The following is a 17,033-nucleotide window of genomic DNA, read 5'->3' as shown; positions in this document are numbered from 1 at the left end:
GGTCACACCCAGCTCGGCGTCGCCCCGGCGCTCAGCGTCACCGCGCTCGGCCGCACGGACCGACCCGTGCCCGGCGGCGGCGCCCGCCCGGGCGAGGAGGTCCGGCTGACGGCCGACCTCGGCGGCGGGTGGCGACCCGGGTACACCGGACTGCAGTGGGACTCCTCGTCGCACCGGTCGCCGGAGGACCTGCGCGCCCTCGGCCGCATCGTCGCCGACCTGCGGCCCGCGGCCGCGAAGGACGTCAGCATGAGCGGCCTCGTCGGCAGCACCGGCATGCTCGCCGAGGCGAGCGGCGTCCGCGTCGTGCTCGACGTCGACCGCGTGCCGACACCCGCCGGCGCCACGGTGGGCGACTGGTTCACGTGCTTCCCCGGGTTCGCGATGGTCACGACCGACTGCGCCGGGGCGCAGCCGGTGGAGCTGCCCCGTCACGTCACGTCGCGCGTGTGCGGCGAGACGCTCGAGGGCGCCGGAGTCGGGCTGCGTTGGCCCGACGGAGTCGTGACCGAGGCCGTCCGCGGCCCGGTCACCGGGATGGGAGAGGCAGCATGACCACGACACGACTCGCCGCGGTCGCGGAGAACTTCGGCCGCGACGTCGAGCAGAACCTGGCGCGCATCGCGACGCTCGCCGACGAGGTGCGACCGCCCGGAGGCGGTGGCCTCCTCGCGCTGCCGGAGGCCTGCCTCGGCGGGTACCTCTCCGTGCTCGGCCGCGGCCGCGACGGCAGCCACGACGAGCAGCCCGACTCGCTGCCGCCCGTCATGGACGTCGACGGCCCGGAGCTGCGTCGCGTGGCCGCGATCGCCCGCGACCTGACCCTGGTGGTCGGGTTCTGCGAGTCCGACGGCGCCACCCGCTACAACAGCGCGGCGGTCGTGACCGGCGACGGCGTGCTCCACGTGCACCGCAAGGTGCACCAGCCGCTGGGCGAAGGCTCCTTCTACGAGGCCGGTGACACGTTCGCCGCCGTCGACACGCCGGCCGGCCGGCTCGGTGCCCTCATCTGCTACGACAAGGCCTTCCCCGAGGCGGGCCGCGCCCTCGCCCTCGACGGTGCCGAGGTCGTCGTGTGCATCTCGGCCTGGCCCGCCTCGCGCACCGCGTCGGCCGGCGACATCGCCGAGGACCGGTGGACCCAGCGGTTCAACCTCTTCGACACCGCCCGGGCGCTCGAGAACCAGGTGGTCTGGGTGGCGTCGAACCAGGTCGGCACCTTCGGGTCGCTGCGGTTCGTCAGCCACGCGAAGGTCGTGGGCCCCGGCGGCGACGTCCGCGCGACGACCGGCGTCGACGCCGGCGTCGCGGTGGCCGAGCTCGACGTGCGCGCCGAGCTCGACACCGCCCGCCGGGCGATGTTCCACCTGCGGGACCGCCGTCCCGAGACCTACCGGGAGCCCGCCCATGCCTGAGATGACCTTCACCGTCCGCTGGCCCGACGGCGACGTCGAGCACTGCTACTCCCCGTCGCTCGTCGTGCACGACCACCTGCAGGTCGGTCACCGCTACACCGTGCAGGACTTCGTCGACCGCTCGACCGCGGCACTCACCATCGCGAGCGAGCGGGTCCGGCTGCGCTACGGGTTCGCGTGCACGTCGTCCGCGGCGACGCAGGAGCAGATCCGCCGCTCGGCCGCGGCGCACGCCCCCACGGACGTCGTCGAGGTGCTGCGGATGCACCCGCCGCTGCCGGTGGAGGTGACCCGATGACCCGCGTCGCGATCGTCGGGGCCGGCCAGGCGGGACTCTCCGTCAGCCACCACCTCACGAGCCTCGGCGTCGACCACGTCCTGCTCGAGGCGGCCACTCCCGCCCACGAGTGGGCCGACAGCCGCTGGGACAACTTCACCCTCGTGACGCCCAACTGGCACTGCCGGCTGCCCGGCCACGTCTACGAGGGCCCCGACCCCGACGGGTTCATGACCCGCGACGAGGTGGTCGCCTGGCTCGACGACTACGTGCGCTCCTTCGACCCGCCCGTGCGGACGCACACCCGCGTCGTCGAGGCACGTGAGCGCGACGGGGGCGGGTTCGTGCTCGACCTCGAGACGCCCGAGGGTCCCGACACGCTCGAGGCCGACGACGTGGTCGTCGCGACCGGCGGGTACCACCGTCCGATCGAGCCGGCGTTCGCGCGGGCGATCGACCCGTCGGTCACCCAGCTGCACTCCCAGCAGTACCGCAACGCCGACCAGCTGCCCGACGGCGCCGTGCTCGTGGTCGGGACGGGCCAGTCCGGCGCGCAGATCGCGGAGGACCTGCACCTCGAGGGGCGTCAGGTGCACCTCGCGCTGGGTGACGCGCCCCGCGTCGCGCGCTTCCACCGAGGGCGCGACTGCATGACCTGGCTCGCCGACATGGGCCTGTACGACACCGCCGTCGCGCAGTACCCGGGCGGGCTCGCGGCCCGCGAGAAGACCAACCACTACGTGACCGGCCGCGACGGGGGGCGCGACATCGACCTGCGGGCGTTCGCCCTCGACGGCATGCGGCTCTACGGCAAGCTGACCGACGCGCAGGGCACCGACCTGACGTTCGCGCCCACGCTCACCCGCTCGCTCGACGCGGCGGACGCCGTCTACACGTCGATCAGGCGCGACATCGACCGCTTCATCGAGCGCGAGGGCATCGACGCACCGCCGGAGCCCGACTACGTGCCGCCGTGGGCGCCGGAGACCGACCCGACGAGCCTCGACCTCGACGCGGAAGGGATCACGTCGGTCGTGTGGGCCATCGGGTACCGGCCCGACTACCGCTGGTTGCGGGTCGGGGTCTTCGACGGGACGGGACGCCCGACGCACACGCGGGGCGTGACGGCGGTGCCCGGCCTGTTCTTCGTCGGCCTGCCGTGGATGCACACGTGGGGCTCCGGACGGTTCCTCGGCGTCGCGGCCGACGCGGAGCACGTCGCGCAGTGCATCGTCGGCGCGCGGCGCTCGGTGCCCGCGGAGGCCTGATGCGCATCGGTGCCGTCGCGGCGCACTTCGGGCGCGACCTCGACCGTGCGCTCGCGAAGGTCAGGGCCATCATCGACTCGGCCCGAGCGGACGGGGTCGAGCTGCTGGTGCTGCCCGACGCGACGCTCGGCGGCTACCTGACCGACCTGCGCGACCCTCGCGCCGACCTGCCGCCGACGCTGGCGCAGGACGACTCGCGGCTCGCCGAGGTCGCGGCCGCCGCAGGCGACATGGTGGTGTGCCTCGGCTACACCGAGGCCGCCGAGGTCGACGGCGAGCCGGTACGGCACAACGCGGCCCTGTGCGTCTCGGGCGACGGCGTGCACGGTCGCCACCGCAAGGTCCACCAGCCGCTCGGGGAGTCGCTGGCCTACGCCCCGGGCGACCGGTTCGAGGCGTTCGACACCCCGCTCGGCCGCCTCGGCATGCTCATCGACTACGACAAGACCTTCCCGGAGTCGGCGCGGTCGCTCGCGCTGGACGGGGCGCACGTCGTCGCCTGCCTGTCGGCCTGGCCGGCCAGCGTGACCGACCGGGCGTCGCGGCTGCCGCAGGACCGGCAGTCACGGCTCTTCGACCTCTACGACAGTGCCCGCGCGGCCGAGAACCAGGTGGTCTGGGCGTCGTCGAACCAGACGGGGGTGCTCGGCGGGCTGCGCTTCCTCGGCCAGGCCAAGGTCGTGGGCCCCGGCGGCGACGTGCTGGCGCGCACCTGGTCCAAGGGCGGCATCGCGGTGGCCGACGTCGACGTCGAGCACGAGGTCGCACGGTCGCGCCGCGTCCTGCACCACCTCGACGAGCTGCGTCCCGACAGCTACGTCACGGCAGGTCGCGAGCCGTCGTGAGGGTGGCGCTGCTGACGTACTCGACCAAGCCGCGCGGTGGCGTCGTGCACACGCTCGCGCTCGCCGAGGCCCTGGCGCGGACCGGGGTCGACGTCGACGTGTGGACGCTGGCGCGCGGCGGGGACCGCACCTTCTTCCGCGCGGTCGACCCCGCGGTCGGGCTGCGTCCCGTGCCGTTCCCCGACGTGCCCGGCGAGGCGGTGGGCGCCCGCATCCTGCGCTCGATCCGCACCCTGCGCGACGCCCTGCGTGGCGCCGACTACGACGTGGTGCACGCACAGGACTGCATCAGCGCGAACGCGGCGCTGGCGGCGGGGCTGCGCTGCCTGCGCACCATCCACCACCTCGACACGTTCACGACGCCCGAGCTCGTGGCCTGCCACGACCGCGCGGTGCTCGAGCCGGCCGGGCACGTGTGCGTCTCCGAGGCGGTCGCGCGGGAGGTGCGCGAGCAGTACGGCGTGCAACCCGTGGTGATCGCGAACGGCGTCGACGCGGGGCGGTTCGAGCGGGCGGCGTCGTCCACTGCGGCGTCCCAGCGCGATCGGTGGACCGACCAGCTGGGCGAGTACGTGCTGGCCGTCGGGGGCATCGAGCCGCGCAAGGGCAGCATCGACCTGCTCGAGGCGTACGCGCTGCTGAGACCGCGGCACCCGCACCTGCGGCTCGTGCTCGCGGGCGGGGAGACGCTGTTCGACTACCGCGACTACCGGGCTGCCTTCGACCAGCGCGCCCACGAGCTCGGCGTGGAGCCGACGTTGCTCGGCGTGGTCGACGACGACGCCCTCCCGTCGCTCGTCGCGGCAGCGCAGGCCATGGCCTTCGTGTCGACCAAGGAGGGATTCGGGCTGGCGGCGCTCGAGGCCCTCGCCGCGGGCGTTCCCGTGGTGGCACGTGACCTCCCAGTGCTGCGCGAGGTCTTCGGGTCGACCGTCTCGTTCGCGTCCGACCCGACGGGCATGGCCGACGCGTTCGACCGGATCCTCTCGGGTCGGACCGACGTGCGACCTGGTCGCGCGCTCGCCCGCTCCTACACGTGGGACACCGCGGCGCAGGCACACCTCCACGTCTACGCAGGCCACGCGCCGTGACCGACCTGCCCATCGGCCGCGCCTTCGCGGTGCTGGCGGAGCGGGCGCCGGACGCGGTCGCGGTGCACGACGGCGACGACGCCTGGACCCGGCGCCGGCTCGAGGACGACACCAACCGGCTGGCCCGGTCGTGGAAGGACCGGGTGGGTCTCGACGACGTGGTCACGGTGGCGCTCCCGAGCGGGATCGACCTGGTCCGCGCGTGCGTCGCGGCCTGGAAGCTGGGCGCCACGCCCCAGCCGCTGGCCCCGACGCTCGACGTCGCCGAGCGGCAGGCGGTCCTCGACCTGACCGGGCCGGCCCTGGTCGTAGACGGACCCCTCGGCGAGGTCGACGGCGACCCGCGTCCGCTGCCCGACGCCGTCGCCTCGTCGTGGAAGGCCCCGACGTCGAGCGGCAGCACCGGTCGGCCGAAGGTCGTGCGGGCCGCCGCGCCGTCGACCGTCGACCTCGACCGTCCGGTCGCGCCGTTCGTGCCCCGGCACGCCGTGCAGCTCGTCGCGAGCCCGCTGTTCCACGCCGCGCCCTTCGTGTACGCGATGCGGGGACTCATGACCGGGCACGAGCTGGTGCTCGTGCCGACGTTCGACCCCGCCGGGTGGCTCCGCCTGGTCGAGCACCACCGGGTGACGTGGTCGGTGCTCGTGCCGGCGACGATGCAGCGGGTCCACCGGCTCGGGCCCGACGCGCTCGCGGCGGCCGACGTGTCGTCCCTCGAGCAGGTCCTGCACCTCGGTGCGCGGTGCCCCGCCTGGCTCAAGCGCGCGTGGATCGACTGGCTCGGCCCGGAGCGGGTGGTCGAGGTCTACGCCGGCACGGAGTCGCAGGGCGTCGCCATGATCACCGGCACCGAGTGGCTCGCGCACCCCGGCTCGGTCGGCCGCGGTTGCGGCGGCACCCGCTTCCGGGTGGCCCGGCCCGACGGCGAGGATTGCGCGCCCGGCGAGCGCGGCGAGATCCTCATGCGGCGCGAGCACCCCACCTACTCCTACGTCGGCGCGGAGCCCACCGTCCGCGACGGCTGGCACACGCTCGGCGACGTCGGGTACCTCGACGCCGACGGCTTCCTCTTCGTCGAGGACCGGCTCGCGGACGTCGTCACCACCGGGGGGATGGTCGTGTACCCGGCCGACGTGGAGGGCGTGCTGGAGGCCCACCCCGAGGTGAGGTCCTGCGTCGTGGTCCCGGCCGACGACGACCGGCTGGGCCAGGTCGTGCACGCGGTGGTCGAGACCGACGCGGACCTCGCCGACCTGGAGCGTTGGGCGACCGACCGGTTGTCGCCCGAGCGGCGGCCCCGGTCGTGGCAGCGGGTCGCCGAGCCGCTGCGCGCGGACACCGGCAAGGTCAACCGCAGCCGTTGGCGACCCTCCACCGACACGTGAGGTGCCTCAGGGCACCTGCGTCGGACGGTCGGGTGCCAGGTCGAGCCACCGCTCGACCAGCTCGGCGAGGTCGCTCCCGTCCGCGTCGGCGAGGCCCGGCAGGTCGAGGAAGTGCCGCGCGATCGTGACGCCCATGATGCTCGCGACGACGAGCGCGGCCCGGGTCGCGGCCTGCTCGTCGTCCATGGTCGCGGCGAGGGTCGCTGCGCGCTCCTGCAGGTAGGTGCGCATGACCTCCGTGGCCTGCGGCGAGGTGAGCATCGAGCGCATGAGCGCGCGGGTCGGCGCGGGCAGCTCGCGGAGGCGGACGTCGAGCACCTCCTCCAGGTGCCGCGGGACGTCGTCGTGGTCGAGGTCGAGGTCGGCTCGCACCGCCAGGGCGAACAGGGCCTGCTTCGAGCCGTAGTGCTGCAGCACGAGCGACGGGTCGACGCCGGCGCGCCGGGCGATGCCGCGGATGGTGGCGCCGTCGCCGTGCGTGCCGAACTCCTCCTGGGCGGCCTCGAGGATACGGGCGGCGGTGGCCTCCCGGCGCTGCGCGCGGGTCGGCTGTTGGTCCGTCATGGTTTCACTCTACATCTGTTGAGCGACGTGCTAGCGTCGACTCAACAACCGATGAGCGAAACCTCGTCGCCGAGCCCAGGGGGCACCCATGAGGGACGACACCGACGACACCGACGACGCCGACCAGACCGACCTGCACGAGCTGGCCGACACCGCGACCCGCACGACCTCCCGCCAGGTGCTGGTCGTCGGTGCCACCCGCGGGCTCGGCCTGGCCCTGGCCGAGGAGTACGCGGGCAGGGGAGCGCACGTCGTGGCGACGGAGCGGTCGGACGGCCCGTCGGGCCTGCGCGCCCTCGCCGAGCACCACGGCGACGCCGTGGAGGTGGAGCGGCTCGACGTGACCCGGCCCGACCAGGTGGCCGCGCTCCGCGAGCGCCTGCGGGACCGGACGTTCGACCTGTTCCTGGTGGTCGCAGGCATCTCGCTCGCGCCGCAGGACGCCGCGGGCATCGACATCGCCACCGACGACTTCGCGCGCATGATGGAGACGAACGTGCTGGGCGTCATGCGCGCGGTGGAGGGCCTCGACGACCTCGTGGCCGCGGACGGCATCGTCGCGGTCATGTCGTCGGGACAGGGCAGCGTCGCGAACAACACGTCGGGCGGCTTCGAGGTCTACCGGGCGACGAAGGCCGCGCTGAACCAGATGGTGCGCAGCTACGCCGTGCGGCAGTCCGGTGGCTCCCGCAGCATCCTGCTGCTGGCGCCGGGCTGGGTGCGTACCGACCTGGGCGGCCCCGGCGCGACGCTCGAGGTGTCCGAGAGCATCCCGCCGCTGGTCGACACGGTCGAGGCCCAGCGCGGCCGCCCGGGCCTGCGCTTCCTCGACCGCCACGGCGACGACGTGCCGTGGTGACCTCTCGATAGCACGGCGCCCGAGGGGCACCCGGGTCTGCCCACGTCGTGAGCAGGCCGCGGGGTGCCGGAGCGGCCGGGCGAGGGTGGCGGCCATGTCACTCACCGCACCTCTCGCCCGCACGCGGCGGCCGCGTCGGCCGGGACAGCCCCGCCGCGCCTGGCGTCGGGCGATCAGCCCCCTGGCGCTGCTCGCCGTCTGGCAGCTGGCGTCGAGCACCGGCGTGCTGCCGCGCGAGAAGCTCGACTCCCCGCTGAACGTCCTCGACTCGCTCGTGGGGCTGTGGACGGACGGACGGCTGCTCGACGCGATCCAGGTGTCCGTGACCCGGGTCCTCGTCGGCTTCGCCCTCGGCGCGGTCGTCGGCGTCGGCCTCGCCGTCGTCGCGGGACTGTCCCGGATCGGCGAGGACGTCGTCGACGCACCCATGCAGATGCTGCGCACGCTGCCGCACTTCGGGCTGCTGCCGCTGTTCATCCTCTGGTTCGGCATCGACGAGGCCCCGAAGTACGCGCTGATCGCGCTCGGCGTCGCGTTCCCGCTCTACGTCAACACGTTCGCCGGCATCCGCGGCGTCGACCCCAAGTACCTCGACGCGGCGCGGGCGTTCGGCCTCGGCTGGACCGAGCGGCTGCGGCACGTCGTGCTGCCCGGCGCGCTGCCGAGCACGCTCGTCGGCCTGCGGCTCAGCCTCGGCGTCGCCTGGCTGACCCTCATCGTCGCCGAGCAGATCAACACCACCGCCGGCATCGGCTACCTCGTCTCCGACGCGGCCGGGTTCGGCCGCACCGGCGAGGTGGTCGCCGGCCTGCTCATCTACAGCGTGCTCGGCCTGCTCACCGACGCGCTCGTCCGCATCCTCGAGAGGAAGGCCCTCGCATGGCGACTCGGCTGAACGCGCCCCACGCGCTGCGTCCCCCGACCGTCCCGCCCACCGTCCAGGTCCGCGGCCTGCGTCGCGCGTTCGGTGACACCGTGGTGCTCGACGACCTCGACCTCGACGTGGCACCTGGGGAGCTCGTCGCCCTCCTCGGGCGCAGCGGCTCGGGCAAGTCGACGCTGCTGCGCCTGCTGGCGGGCCTCGACGCCCCCGACGCCGGCACGGCCGAGGTCGACGGCGTCACCTCCGTCGCCTTCCAGGAGCCGCGGCTGCTGCCGTGGCGCCGGGTGGCGCAGAACGTGGCCCTGGGACTGCGGACCGGCAGCCGGCGCGAGCGTGACGAGCGGGCTCGGCAGCTGCTCGGCGAGGTCGGGCTGACGGAGAAGGCCGACGTCTGGCCCGTGACGCTGTCCGGCGGACAGGCCCAGCGCGCCTCGCTGGCCCGCGCGCTCGTGAGCGAGCCGGGCCTGCTGCTCCTCGACGAGCCGTTCTCGGCGCTCGACGCGCTGACCCGCATCGAGATGCACGACCTGCTGCTGCGTGTGTGGGCCCGTCACCGGGCGTCGGTGCTGCTGGTGACCCACGACGTCGACGAGGCCCTGCTGCTGGCCGACCGGGTCATCGTGCTCGACCAGGGAAGCGTCGCCCACTCCCTGCGCCTGGACCTGCCGCGCCCTCGCGCCCTGCACGACCCACGGCTCGTCGCCCACCGCGCGACCCTGCTCGACCAGCTCGGCGTCCGCACCGCCCACGCTGCCGCCAGTCCCACCACCGACACCGCCCAGGAGGCCGTCTCGTGAACCGTCCCCGTCTTGCCCTGCCCACCCTCCTCGCCGCCGCCGCGTTGGTGCTCACCGGCTGCGGCGGGTCGTCCAACGCCGACGCCGTCGGTGCCGACGGCACGGTCGACCTGTCGAAGGTGACGCTCGTGGTCGGCGACCAGAAGGGTGGCTCGGAGGCGCTCCTCACTGCCGCCGGCGAGCTCGACGACGTCGAGTACGACGTGCAGTGGAAGCCGTTCACGTCGGGTCCGCCCCTGCTGGACGCGGTCGCCAGCGGCGCCGTCGACGTCGGTGGCGTCGGCAACACGCCGCCGCTGTTCGCGATCGACCAGGACAAGAAGCTCAAGGTCGTGCAGGCGTCGAAGCAGGGCGCCCAGGGCGACGCGATCGTCGTGCCGAAGGGTTCCGACGTCACGTCCGTGGCCGACCTGAAGGGCAAGAAGGTCGCGGTCGCGAAGGGCAGCTCGGCGAACTACCACCTGCTCGCGCAGCTGAGGACCGCCGGCCTGACCCTCGACGACATCGACCCCGTGTGGCTGCAGCCGGCCGAGGGCCTGGCGGCGTTCACCGGCGGGCACGTCGACGCGTGGTCGATCTGGGACCCGTTCACCTCGCAGGCCGAGGTGGCCAACGGGGCGAAGGTCCTCGTGACGGGCGACGGCGTCGTCAACGGCCTGGCCTTCCAGGTGGCCTCCGACGAGGCCCTCGACGACCCGGCCACCGAGGCCGCCGTCAGCGACTACCTGCAGCGGCTCGCCCGCGCGCAGGCCTGGGCCAACTCGCACCGGTCGGAGTGGGCGAAGGCCTGGGCCAAGGAGACCGGCCTGCCCGCCGACGTGACGGAGAGCGCGATCGGGCGCCGCACCTACCAGCCGATCCCGGTCTCCGAGGCCGTGCCGTCGGAGCAGGACATGTGGGACGCGTTCGTCGCGCAGGGCCAGCTGAGCCGCGACGTGAGCCTGGCCGACTACTTCGACGACCGCTACGACGACGCCGTGCTCGCAGCGGCGAAGGGGGCGGGCGCATGACGGCGTTCCACTGGTTCCTGCCGACGACCGGCGACGGGCGCACGCTCGTCGGCGGCGGGCACGGCGTGCCCGGCGGCCTCGGCCACCCGGGCGACCGTGTCGGCACCGCCAACGCCTTCCGCCCACCGACGATCGACTACCTCGCGCAGGTGGCGCGCACGGCCGAGCTGCTCGACTACGAGGGCGTGCTGACGCCCACCGGCACGTGGTGCGAGGACGCGTGGCTCACCACGGCGGCGCTGGTGCGCGAGACGTCGCGGCTGAAGTTCCTCGTCGCGTTCCGCCCGGGCTCGATCGAGCCGACCCTCGCCGCGCAGATGGCCGCGACCTACCAACGCCTGTCGGGCGGGCGGCTGCTGCTCAACGTCGTCACCGGTGGGGAGCCGGCGGAGCAGGCGCGCTTCGGCGACCGGCTCACGCAGGAGCAGCGCTACGCCCGTACCGACGAGTTCCTCTCGGTCGTGCGCGGCGCGTGGGACGGCGGGTTCGACTTCGCGGGCGACTACTACGACGTCCGCGACGCCCGCACCCGCGAGGCGCCCGACCCGTTGCCCGAGCTGTACTTCGGCGGCTCGTCGCCGGCTGCCGGGCCGGTGGCCGCGAAGCACGTCGACGTCTACCTGACGTGGGGCGAGCCGGTCGACCTGGTGGCCGAGAAGCTCGACTGGATCCGCAGGCTGGCGAAGGAGCAGGGGCGCGAGCTGCGGTTCGGCATCCGGCTCCACGTCATCACGCGCGACACCAGCGAGGCGGCGTGGGCCGTCGCGCAGCAGATGCTCGACGAGCTCGACCCGGCAGTGGTCGCGCAGGCCCAGGACACGCTGGGGGCGTCGTTGTCGGTGGGTCAGCAGCGGATGCGTGCCCTGCACGAGGGACGGCGTGACGCGCGCGACGCCCACGACCTCGAGGTCGCGCCGGGACTGTGGGCCGGCGTCGGCCTCGTCCGCGGCGGGGCGGGCACGGCGCTCGTCGGGTCGCACCGCGAGGTGGCCGAGCTGGTGGAGCAGTACCGCGCCATCGGCATCGAGGAGTTCGTGCTCTCGGGCTACCCGCACGTCGAGGAGGCGTACTGGTTCGCCGAGGGTGTTCGCCCCCTCCTCGGCTGACCCGCGCTCACCCCGTGCCGGCGGTGGATCCTCCACCGGAGAAGCGGCCCGTGAGGTGGCGTTCGCACCGCCCGGGGCGTGCGTGCCCGCGCGGTCGATCCTCCACCGGACGGGGGCCGTTCTCGGTGGAGAAGTCACCGCCCGGCCGGCGCGAGACCAGCCGTCGGCCCTGACCGTCCCAAGTCGTACGATGGCGCAAGATCATCGCGTCGCGGCCTGAGCAGCTGAGGTCGTGGCCCCTGTCCCTCACTCGTCCTACGCCGGAGCCAGACCATGACGAACGACGACCTGCAGCGCGAGGCCGCCGACCCCCACACCTCCGCAGCCCGCCTGCACGAGATCGCCCAGGCAGACCGCGAGGTCTGGCCCCTCATCGCCGCCCACCCCCACGCCTACGACGGGCTCCTCGAGTGGCTCGGCGAGCACGGTGACGACACCGTCCGGGAGGCGATCGCCGCCCGCGCCGCGGCCGTGCCCCCGCCGCCTCCGCCGCCTCAGCCACCGGGACCGCCGGCCCCGCCCGCGCCCCCCACGCAGGAGAGCCCTGTGCAGGAGGCCCCGGTCGAGGAGCCGCCCGTCGCCGAGCCGACCGTCCGGCTCGAGCCGACCCCGAACCCGACAGAGGTCGCGCCGGCTGCGGCCGCAGCACCCGCGCCCGCGGCGCAGCCGACCACCCCGACCCAGACCACCCCGACCCCCGTCGCGCTCGAGAGCGACGGCACGGGGAGCGACGGCACTGGGAGAAGCGAGGGAGCCGGCAGCGGCGGGACGAGCGTCGCCCGCGTCCTGCTCGTGCTCGGCGTCATCGCCGCGCTCGTCGCGGGCGGCTACTTCGGCATCCGGGCGCTGACCGGCGACGACGACTCGAGCAGCTCGGTCGCCTCGTCCGCGGCCGGGAAGTCCGACGACAAGGGCAGCGACGACAGCGGCGACGCGAGCGGGTCGGGCGACTCCGAGGAGTTCTGCTCGGTCATGAAGGACCTGCGCGACAGCAGCCTCAGCAGCCTCGACAACCTCAACAGCCAGGGCGGCACCCCGGACCTCGACGCCCTGCGCAAGCAGCTCGACGAGACGGCAGCCAAGTACGAGGCGCTGCGCAAGGCGGCCCCCGCGGAGATCGCCGACGACGTGAAGGTCCTCGCCGACCTCATGTCGAGCTCGGCCTCGGCCAGCAGCTCGGGAGGCACCAGCCCGTTCGCGGACTTCTCGTCCAAGGAGTACCTCGACGCCTCGACGAAGGTGTCGCAGTACTACTACACGCACTGCTCGAGCTGAGGCACCGGTCCCGGTGAGGACCGGCTCCTCCTGACCCCCGCCCGGCGGCGCAGGGTCAGGAGGGGCCGGCCGCCTCGCGGGCGCGGAGGATGTCGCACACCCGGTGGGCGTTGTGGTCGACGTGCGCGAAGACGGCCGCGGCCGCAGCCGTCGTGTCGCCGCTCTCGATGGCCGCGAGGATCTCGGCGTGCTCGGAGACGATCGTCGTCGGGTCGTCGTACTCGCGGGTCTCCTTCGACAGCACCGTCAGGTAGTACCTGAGCTCGGTCGTGAGGTCGCGGTAGAAGTCGTCGATCCGGGTGTTGCGCAGGAGCCCGACGATCGACGCGTGGAACGCGAGGTCCGCCGTGACGATGTCGCGCACCTGGTGGGTGTCGGCCGCCCGTGACAGCTCGGCGAGTGCGTCGCGGACGGCGCCGAGCTCGTCGCTCTCGCGCGGCACCCGTACGGCCGCGGTCTCCAGGTGCAGGCGGGCGTCGTAGAGCGCCATGACGCTCTCGGAGGTCGGCGCGATGACGACGGCGCCCCGGTTGACCTCGTAGTTCACCAGGCCGCCCAGCTCGAGGATGCGCACGGCCTCGCGGACGGTGTTGCGGGAGATGCCGAGCTCGGCGGCGATGGCGCTCTCGCGCAGGCGCGTGCCCGGGCTGAAGTGCCCGGACATGATGAGGTCGGACAGGCCTTCGGCGACCTGCTGGGCGGCGGTCGTGCGCCGGACGGCGATGTCGAGTGACGTCATGACTGCACAGTAATTCAGGAATCGTCCTTGCGTCTAGCAGTTCAACTGTCATACAGTTCGTGTCATGACGGATCGAGCCCTCTGGCACGGACAGGCGCACATGCCGACGTCCCAGGCGCAGCGCCTCGTCGTCACCGACGGCGACGGCGCGTGGCTCACGACGAGCGACGGCCAGCGCCTGCTCGACGCGACGGCCGGCCTCTGGCACGCCAACGTCGGCCACGGCCGCGAGCGGATCGCGCGGGCCGCCTACGAGCAGATGCGCAGGCTCGAGACGTACCACGTGTTCGGGCGCTTCGCGAACGAGCCGGCGCTCGACCTCGCCGACCGGCTCGCCGACCTCGGCCCGGTGCAGGGCGGTCGGGTGATGCTCACCAGCGGTGGCTCCGACTCCGTCGACCTCGCCTGCAAGCTCGTCCGCCGCCACTGGCAGCTGGAGGGACGGCCCGAGAAGACGGTCGTCGTCAGCCGGGAGACCGCCTACCACGGGCTGCACGGCTTCGGCACCAGCATCGCGGGCCTGCCCTACAACCGCGAGGGCTACGGCAGCGCCTCGCTCGTGCCGGAGACCCTGCGCATCCCCGCCCACGACCTCGCCGCGGCCCTCGCGCAGCTCGACGCCTTCGGGACCGACCGGGTCGCGGCGATCATCCTCGAGCCCGTCATCGGCACAGGTGGCGTGTTCGGCCCCGTCGAGGGCTACCTCGAGGGACTGCAGGCCTTCGCCCGGGAGCGCGACGTCCTCCTCGTGGTCGACGAGGTCATCACCGGCTTCGGGCGCACGGGCGCCATGTTCGCGTCCGAGCGCTACGCGCTCGAGCCCGACCTCGTGCTCATGGCCAAGGGCCTCACGTCGGGGTACGCCCCGCTGGGGGCCGTGCTCGTCGCGCCGCGGGTCGCCGACCGCTTCTTCGACGGCGACGACGCGCCGATGTTCCGGCACGGCCTGACCTACTCCGGGCACGCCACGGCGTGCGCCGTCGCGCACGCCAACCTCGACGTCCTCGAGGAGGAGAACCTCGTCGAGCGCGCCGCCCACCTCGAGAAGGTGCTGGCCGACGCCGTGCAGCCGCTCGCCGACCACCCCCTGGTCCACGAGGTCCGTGCCGGTGCGGGGTTCCTCGCCGGCGTCCAGGTCGTCGACGAGGTGAGGGGCGACGACGTCGCCCAGGAGTGCGTCCGCCGCGGTGTGCTCACCCGGACCATCCACGCCAACACGTTGCAGATCTGCCCCCCGTTCGTCACGACCGAGGACGAGGTCCAGCTCGTCGCGACGACCGTCGCCGACGCGCTCGACACGTTCTGACCCGCCGACCCCTGCTCACGAAGGAGCCTGCATGACCATCGACCTCGCCGACTACGACGCCCTCAGCTTCGACTGCTACGGCACCCTCATCGACTGGGAGGCGGGCATCGCCGCCGTCCTCGCCCCGTGGGCGGCGGAGGTCGGGCTCGACCTCTCCGACGAGGACCTGCTGCTGGCGTACGCCGACCAGGAGGCGCGGGTCGAGGCCGAGCACGGCGACTGGCTGTACTCCGACGTGCTCGCCGAGGCGTTCCGCGGCACGGGGGAGAAGCTCGGTGCTGCCGTGAGCGACACCTGGGCGGCGAGGCTCGGCGGCTCGGTGCCCGACTGGCCGGCGTTCGAGGACTCCACCGAGGCGCTGCGCTCGCTCGCGCAGGACTACCAGCTCATCATCCTGTCCAACGTCGACCACGCGAGCTTCGCGGGCTCCGCGGCCCGTCTCGAGGTCCCGTTCGACCGCGTCATCACCGCCCAGGACGTGAAGGCCTACAAGCCGGCACCGCAGCACTTCGAGGCGCTCGACGTCGCGCTCGAGGAGATGGGGGTACCGCGCGAGCGGCTGCTCCACGTCGCGCAGAGCCTCTTCCACGACCACGTGCCGGCCAAGCGCCACGGCCTGCCCTCGGTCTGGATCAACCGCCGGCACGCGCGTCCGGGCTGGGGCGCCACGCCCGAGCCCCAGGGCGAGTTCTCCTACGACCTCGAGTTCCCCTCGATGATCGCCTTCGCGGAGGCGGCCCGCGCCGCACGGACGTGAGATGACCGCGACCCTGCTCGCGCCGCCGGACGACGACCTCCGGACGCGCCTCGTCGCCGCGTGCCCGGGCGTGCGCGTCGACACCACCGCGGGCACGCGGGCGCGCTACGCCTACGACGCCTCGAGCTACCGGGTCGCGCCGCTCGCGGTCGCCTTCCCCGCCGACGTCGCGGAGCTGCAGCAGCTCCTGCGCGCGTGCGCCGACCTCGCGGTCCCGGTGACCGTGCGCGGCGGCGGCACGAGCATGGCGGGCAACGCGATCGGCGAGGGTCTGGTCATCGACACGTCGCGCAGCCTGCGCCGCGTGCTGTCCGTCGACGCCGAGGCCCGCACCGCGACCGTGGAGGCGGGGGTGGTCCTCGACGACCTCGCTCGCGAGCTGCGGCCGCACGGCCTCGCGTTCGCGCCCGACCCGTCGTCGAAGTCACGCGCCACGATCGGCGGGATGCTCGGCAACGACGCCTGCGGCAACCACTCGGTGCGGTGGGGGCGCACGTCGAGCCACGTCGTCGAGGTCGAGGTGCTGCTCTCCGACGGCACCCACGTGCGCGTCGCGGACGGCGTGACCGCCGTCGATCCCGACGACGCCGCAGCCGTGCGACGAGCCGCCGAGCTCGAGGCCGAGCTGCGCACCATGGCGCGCGAGAACCTCGCGATCCTGCGCACCGAGCTCGGCCGCATCGGACGCCAGGTGTCGGGCTTCCACCTCGACGAGCTCCTGCCCGAGCGCGGCTTCGACGTCGCGCGGGCCCTCGTCGGGTCCGAGGGCACCTGCGCGGTCGTGGTCACCGCCACGGTCCGACTGGTCGAGCCGCCCGCGGCGACGTCGCTGCTCGTCCTCGGGTACGCCGACGTCGTCGACGCCGCGACCGACGTGCCCCTGATCCTGCCCTTCGAGCCCACGGCGACGGAGGGCATCGACGACGCGATCGTCGCGACGATGCTCGCGCGTCGCGGCCCCGACTCGGTCGCTGCGCTGCCGCAGGGACGGGCCTGGCTGTACGTCGAGCTCGACGGCCCGACGCAGGCGGCCGTGCAAGCGCGGACGGACGAGCTGCTGACGGCACTGCACGCCGCCGGCCGGCTGGTGGAGGGGGTCGTGGTCGACGACCCCGTGCAGCGCGCCTCGCTGTGGCGCGTCCGCGAGGACGGCGCCGGCCTCTCGACCCGCCCCGACGCGACCACGCAGACGTGGGCCGGGTGGGAGGACGCCGCCGTCGACCCGTCGCGGCTGGCCGACTACCTGCGCGACTTCCGGGCGCTCACCGCCGAGCACGGTCTGTCCGGCGTGCTCTACGGGCACTTCGGTGCCGGGTGCGTGCACGTTCAAGCCGTTCGCGTGGGAGGAGCTGCGCGACGTCGACGTCGTGCTGCCGCTGCTGCACGGACCCTGGGGTGAGGACGGCACCGTGCAGGGTCTGCTCGAGGTCGCGGGCGTGCGCTACGTGGGGGCCGG

At 73.9% G+C, this 17,033-nt stretch carries 17 protein-coding genes and 2 pseudogenes; 17 read left to right on the top strand and 2 right to left on the bottom strand.

What is annotated here, in order from left to right; translation table 11 throughout:
* The 7 genes and pseudogenes from NH339_RS12715 to NH339_RS12685 all read left to right on the top strand — a co-directional run.
* Window positions 1-555, top strand: a pseudogene (locus NH339_RS12715) (hypothetical protein); the annotation flags it as partial.
* Complete coding sequence (locus NH339_RS12710) at window positions 552-1,415, top strand: carbon-nitrogen hydrolase family protein (protein WP_253025836.1); 864 nt, start codon at window positions 552-554, stop codon at window positions 1,413-1,415. The pseudogene NH339_RS12715 and the gene NH339_RS12710, both read left to right, overlap by 4 nt.
* A complete protein-coding gene (locus tag NH339_RS12705) occupies window positions 1,408-1,713 on the top strand; it encodes an MSMEG_0570 family nitrogen starvation response protein (RefSeq protein ID WP_253025834.1) in 306 nt (101 codons plus the stop codon). The genes NH339_RS12710 and NH339_RS12705 overlap by 8 nt, the downstream gene beginning before the upstream one ends.
* The gene (locus tag NH339_RS12700; RefSeq protein ID WP_253025832.1) at window positions 1,710-2,960 is read left to right on the top strand and encodes an MSMEG_0569 family flavin-dependent oxidoreductase; all 1,251 of its coding nucleotides are present in this window, start codon (window positions 1,710-1,712) and stop codon (window positions 2,958-2,960) included. Before NH339_RS12705 ends, NH339_RS12700 begins: the two co-directional genes overlap by 4 nt.
* Window positions 2,960-3,805: a carbon-nitrogen hydrolase family protein gene (locus NH339_RS12695; RefSeq protein WP_253025830.1), complete on the top strand. Its 846-nt coding sequence runs from the start codon at window positions 2,960-2,962 to the stop codon at window positions 3,803-3,805. The genes NH339_RS12700 and NH339_RS12695 overlap by 1 nt, the downstream gene beginning before the upstream one ends.
* A complete protein-coding gene (locus tag NH339_RS12690) occupies window positions 3,802-4,896 on the top strand; it encodes an MSMEG_0565 family glycosyltransferase (RefSeq protein WP_253025828.1) in 1,095 nt (364 codons plus the stop codon). Before NH339_RS12695 ends, NH339_RS12690 begins: the two co-directional genes overlap by 4 nt.
* The gene (locus NH339_RS12685) at window positions 4,893-6,281 is read left to right on the top strand and encodes an AMP-binding protein (protein WP_253025826.1); all 1,389 of its coding nucleotides are present in this window, start codon (window positions 4,893-4,895) and stop codon (window positions 6,279-6,281) included. The genes NH339_RS12690 and NH339_RS12685 overlap by 4 nt, the downstream gene beginning before the upstream one ends.
* Window positions 6,282-6,287: 6 nt before the next feature.
* Here NH339_RS12685 and NH339_RS12680 read toward each other — a convergent pair whose 3' ends face one another.
* A complete protein-coding gene (locus NH339_RS12680; protein WP_253025824.1) occupies window positions 6,288-6,845 on the bottom strand; it encodes a TetR/AcrR family transcriptional regulator in 558 nt (185 codons plus the stop codon).
* An 88-nt stretch (window positions 6,846-6,933) separates the two neighbouring features.
* Between NH339_RS12680 and NH339_RS12675 the strand changes: the two genes are divergently transcribed.
* The 6 genes from NH339_RS12675 to NH339_RS12650 all read left to right on the top strand — a co-directional run bounded on the left by NH339_RS12675 (window position 6,934) and on the right by NH339_RS12650 (window position 12,775).
* On the top strand, window positions 6,934-7,704 hold the full coding sequence (locus tag NH339_RS12675; protein WP_253025822.1) for an SDR family oxidoreductase: 771 nt from the start codon (window positions 6,934-6,936) through the stop codon (window positions 7,702-7,704).
* Between the two features lie 94 nt (window positions 7,705-7,798).
* A complete protein-coding gene (locus NH339_RS12670; RefSeq protein ID WP_253025820.1) occupies window positions 7,799-8,599 on the top strand; it encodes an ABC transporter permease in 801 nt (266 codons plus the stop codon).
* A complete protein-coding gene (locus NH339_RS12665) occupies window positions 8,584-9,384 on the top strand; it encodes an ABC transporter ATP-binding protein (RefSeq protein ID WP_253025818.1) in 801 nt (266 codons plus the stop codon). The genes NH339_RS12670 and NH339_RS12665 overlap by 16 nt, the downstream gene beginning before the upstream one ends.
* The gene (locus NH339_RS12660; protein WP_253025816.1) at window positions 9,381-10,394 is read left to right on the top strand and encodes an ABC transporter substrate-binding protein; all 1,014 of its coding nucleotides are present in this window, start codon (window positions 9,381-9,383) and stop codon (window positions 10,392-10,394) included. Before NH339_RS12665 ends, NH339_RS12660 begins: the two co-directional genes overlap by 4 nt.
* Window positions 10,391-11,500: an LLM class flavin-dependent oxidoreductase gene (locus NH339_RS12655; protein WP_253025814.1), complete on the top strand. Its 1,110-nt coding sequence runs from the start codon at window positions 10,391-10,393 to the stop codon at window positions 11,498-11,500. Before NH339_RS12660 ends, NH339_RS12655 begins: the two co-directional genes overlap by 4 nt.
* 273 nt (window positions 11,501-11,773) lie before the next feature.
* Window positions 11,774-12,775, top strand: a complete 1,002-nt coding sequence (locus NH339_RS12650) for a hypothetical protein (RefSeq protein WP_253025802.1) — start codon at window positions 11,774-11,776, stop codon at window positions 12,773-12,775.
* Window positions 12,776-12,830: 55 nt separating this feature from the next.
* On the opposite strand, the gene NH339_RS12645 is transcribed toward NH339_RS12650, so the two are convergent.
* A complete protein-coding gene (locus tag NH339_RS12645; protein WP_253025800.1) occupies window positions 12,831-13,514 on the bottom strand; it encodes a GntR family transcriptional regulator in 684 nt (227 codons plus the stop codon).
* Window positions 13,515-13,578: 64 nt separating this feature from the next.
* On the opposite strand from NH339_RS12645, the gene NH339_RS12640 reads away from it, so the two are divergent.
* The 4 genes and pseudogenes from NH339_RS12640 to NH339_RS12625 all read left to right on the top strand — a co-directional run.
* Complete coding sequence (locus NH339_RS12640; protein ID WP_253025798.1) at window positions 13,579-14,820, top strand: aspartate aminotransferase family protein; 1,242 nt, start codon at window positions 13,579-13,581, stop codon at window positions 14,818-14,820.
* Between the two features lie 31 nt (window positions 14,821-14,851).
* On the top strand, window positions 14,852-15,577 hold the full coding sequence (locus NH339_RS12635; protein ID WP_253025796.1) for a haloacid dehalogenase type II: 726 nt from the start codon (window positions 14,852-14,854) through the stop codon (window positions 15,575-15,577).
* A 1-nt stretch (window position 15,578) separates the two neighbouring features.
* Window positions 15,579-16,976 (top strand): FAD-binding oxidoreductase, encoded by a 1,398-nt coding sequence (locus NH339_RS12630; RefSeq protein WP_253025794.1) that lies wholly within the window; start codon window positions 15,579-15,581, stop codon window positions 16,974-16,976.
* Window positions 16,936-17,033, top strand: a pseudogene (locus NH339_RS12625) (hypothetical protein); the annotation flags it as partial. The gene NH339_RS12630 and the pseudogene NH339_RS12625, both read left to right, overlap by 41 nt.

Source organism: Aeromicrobium sp. CnD17-E (genome assembly GCF_024124745.1).
GTDB lineage: Bacteria > Actinomycetota > Actinomycetes > Propionibacteriales > Nocardioidaceae > Aeromicrobium.
Note: the sequence above shows the minus strand (reverse complement) of the source record. Positions and strands in the feature narration are given on the sequence as shown.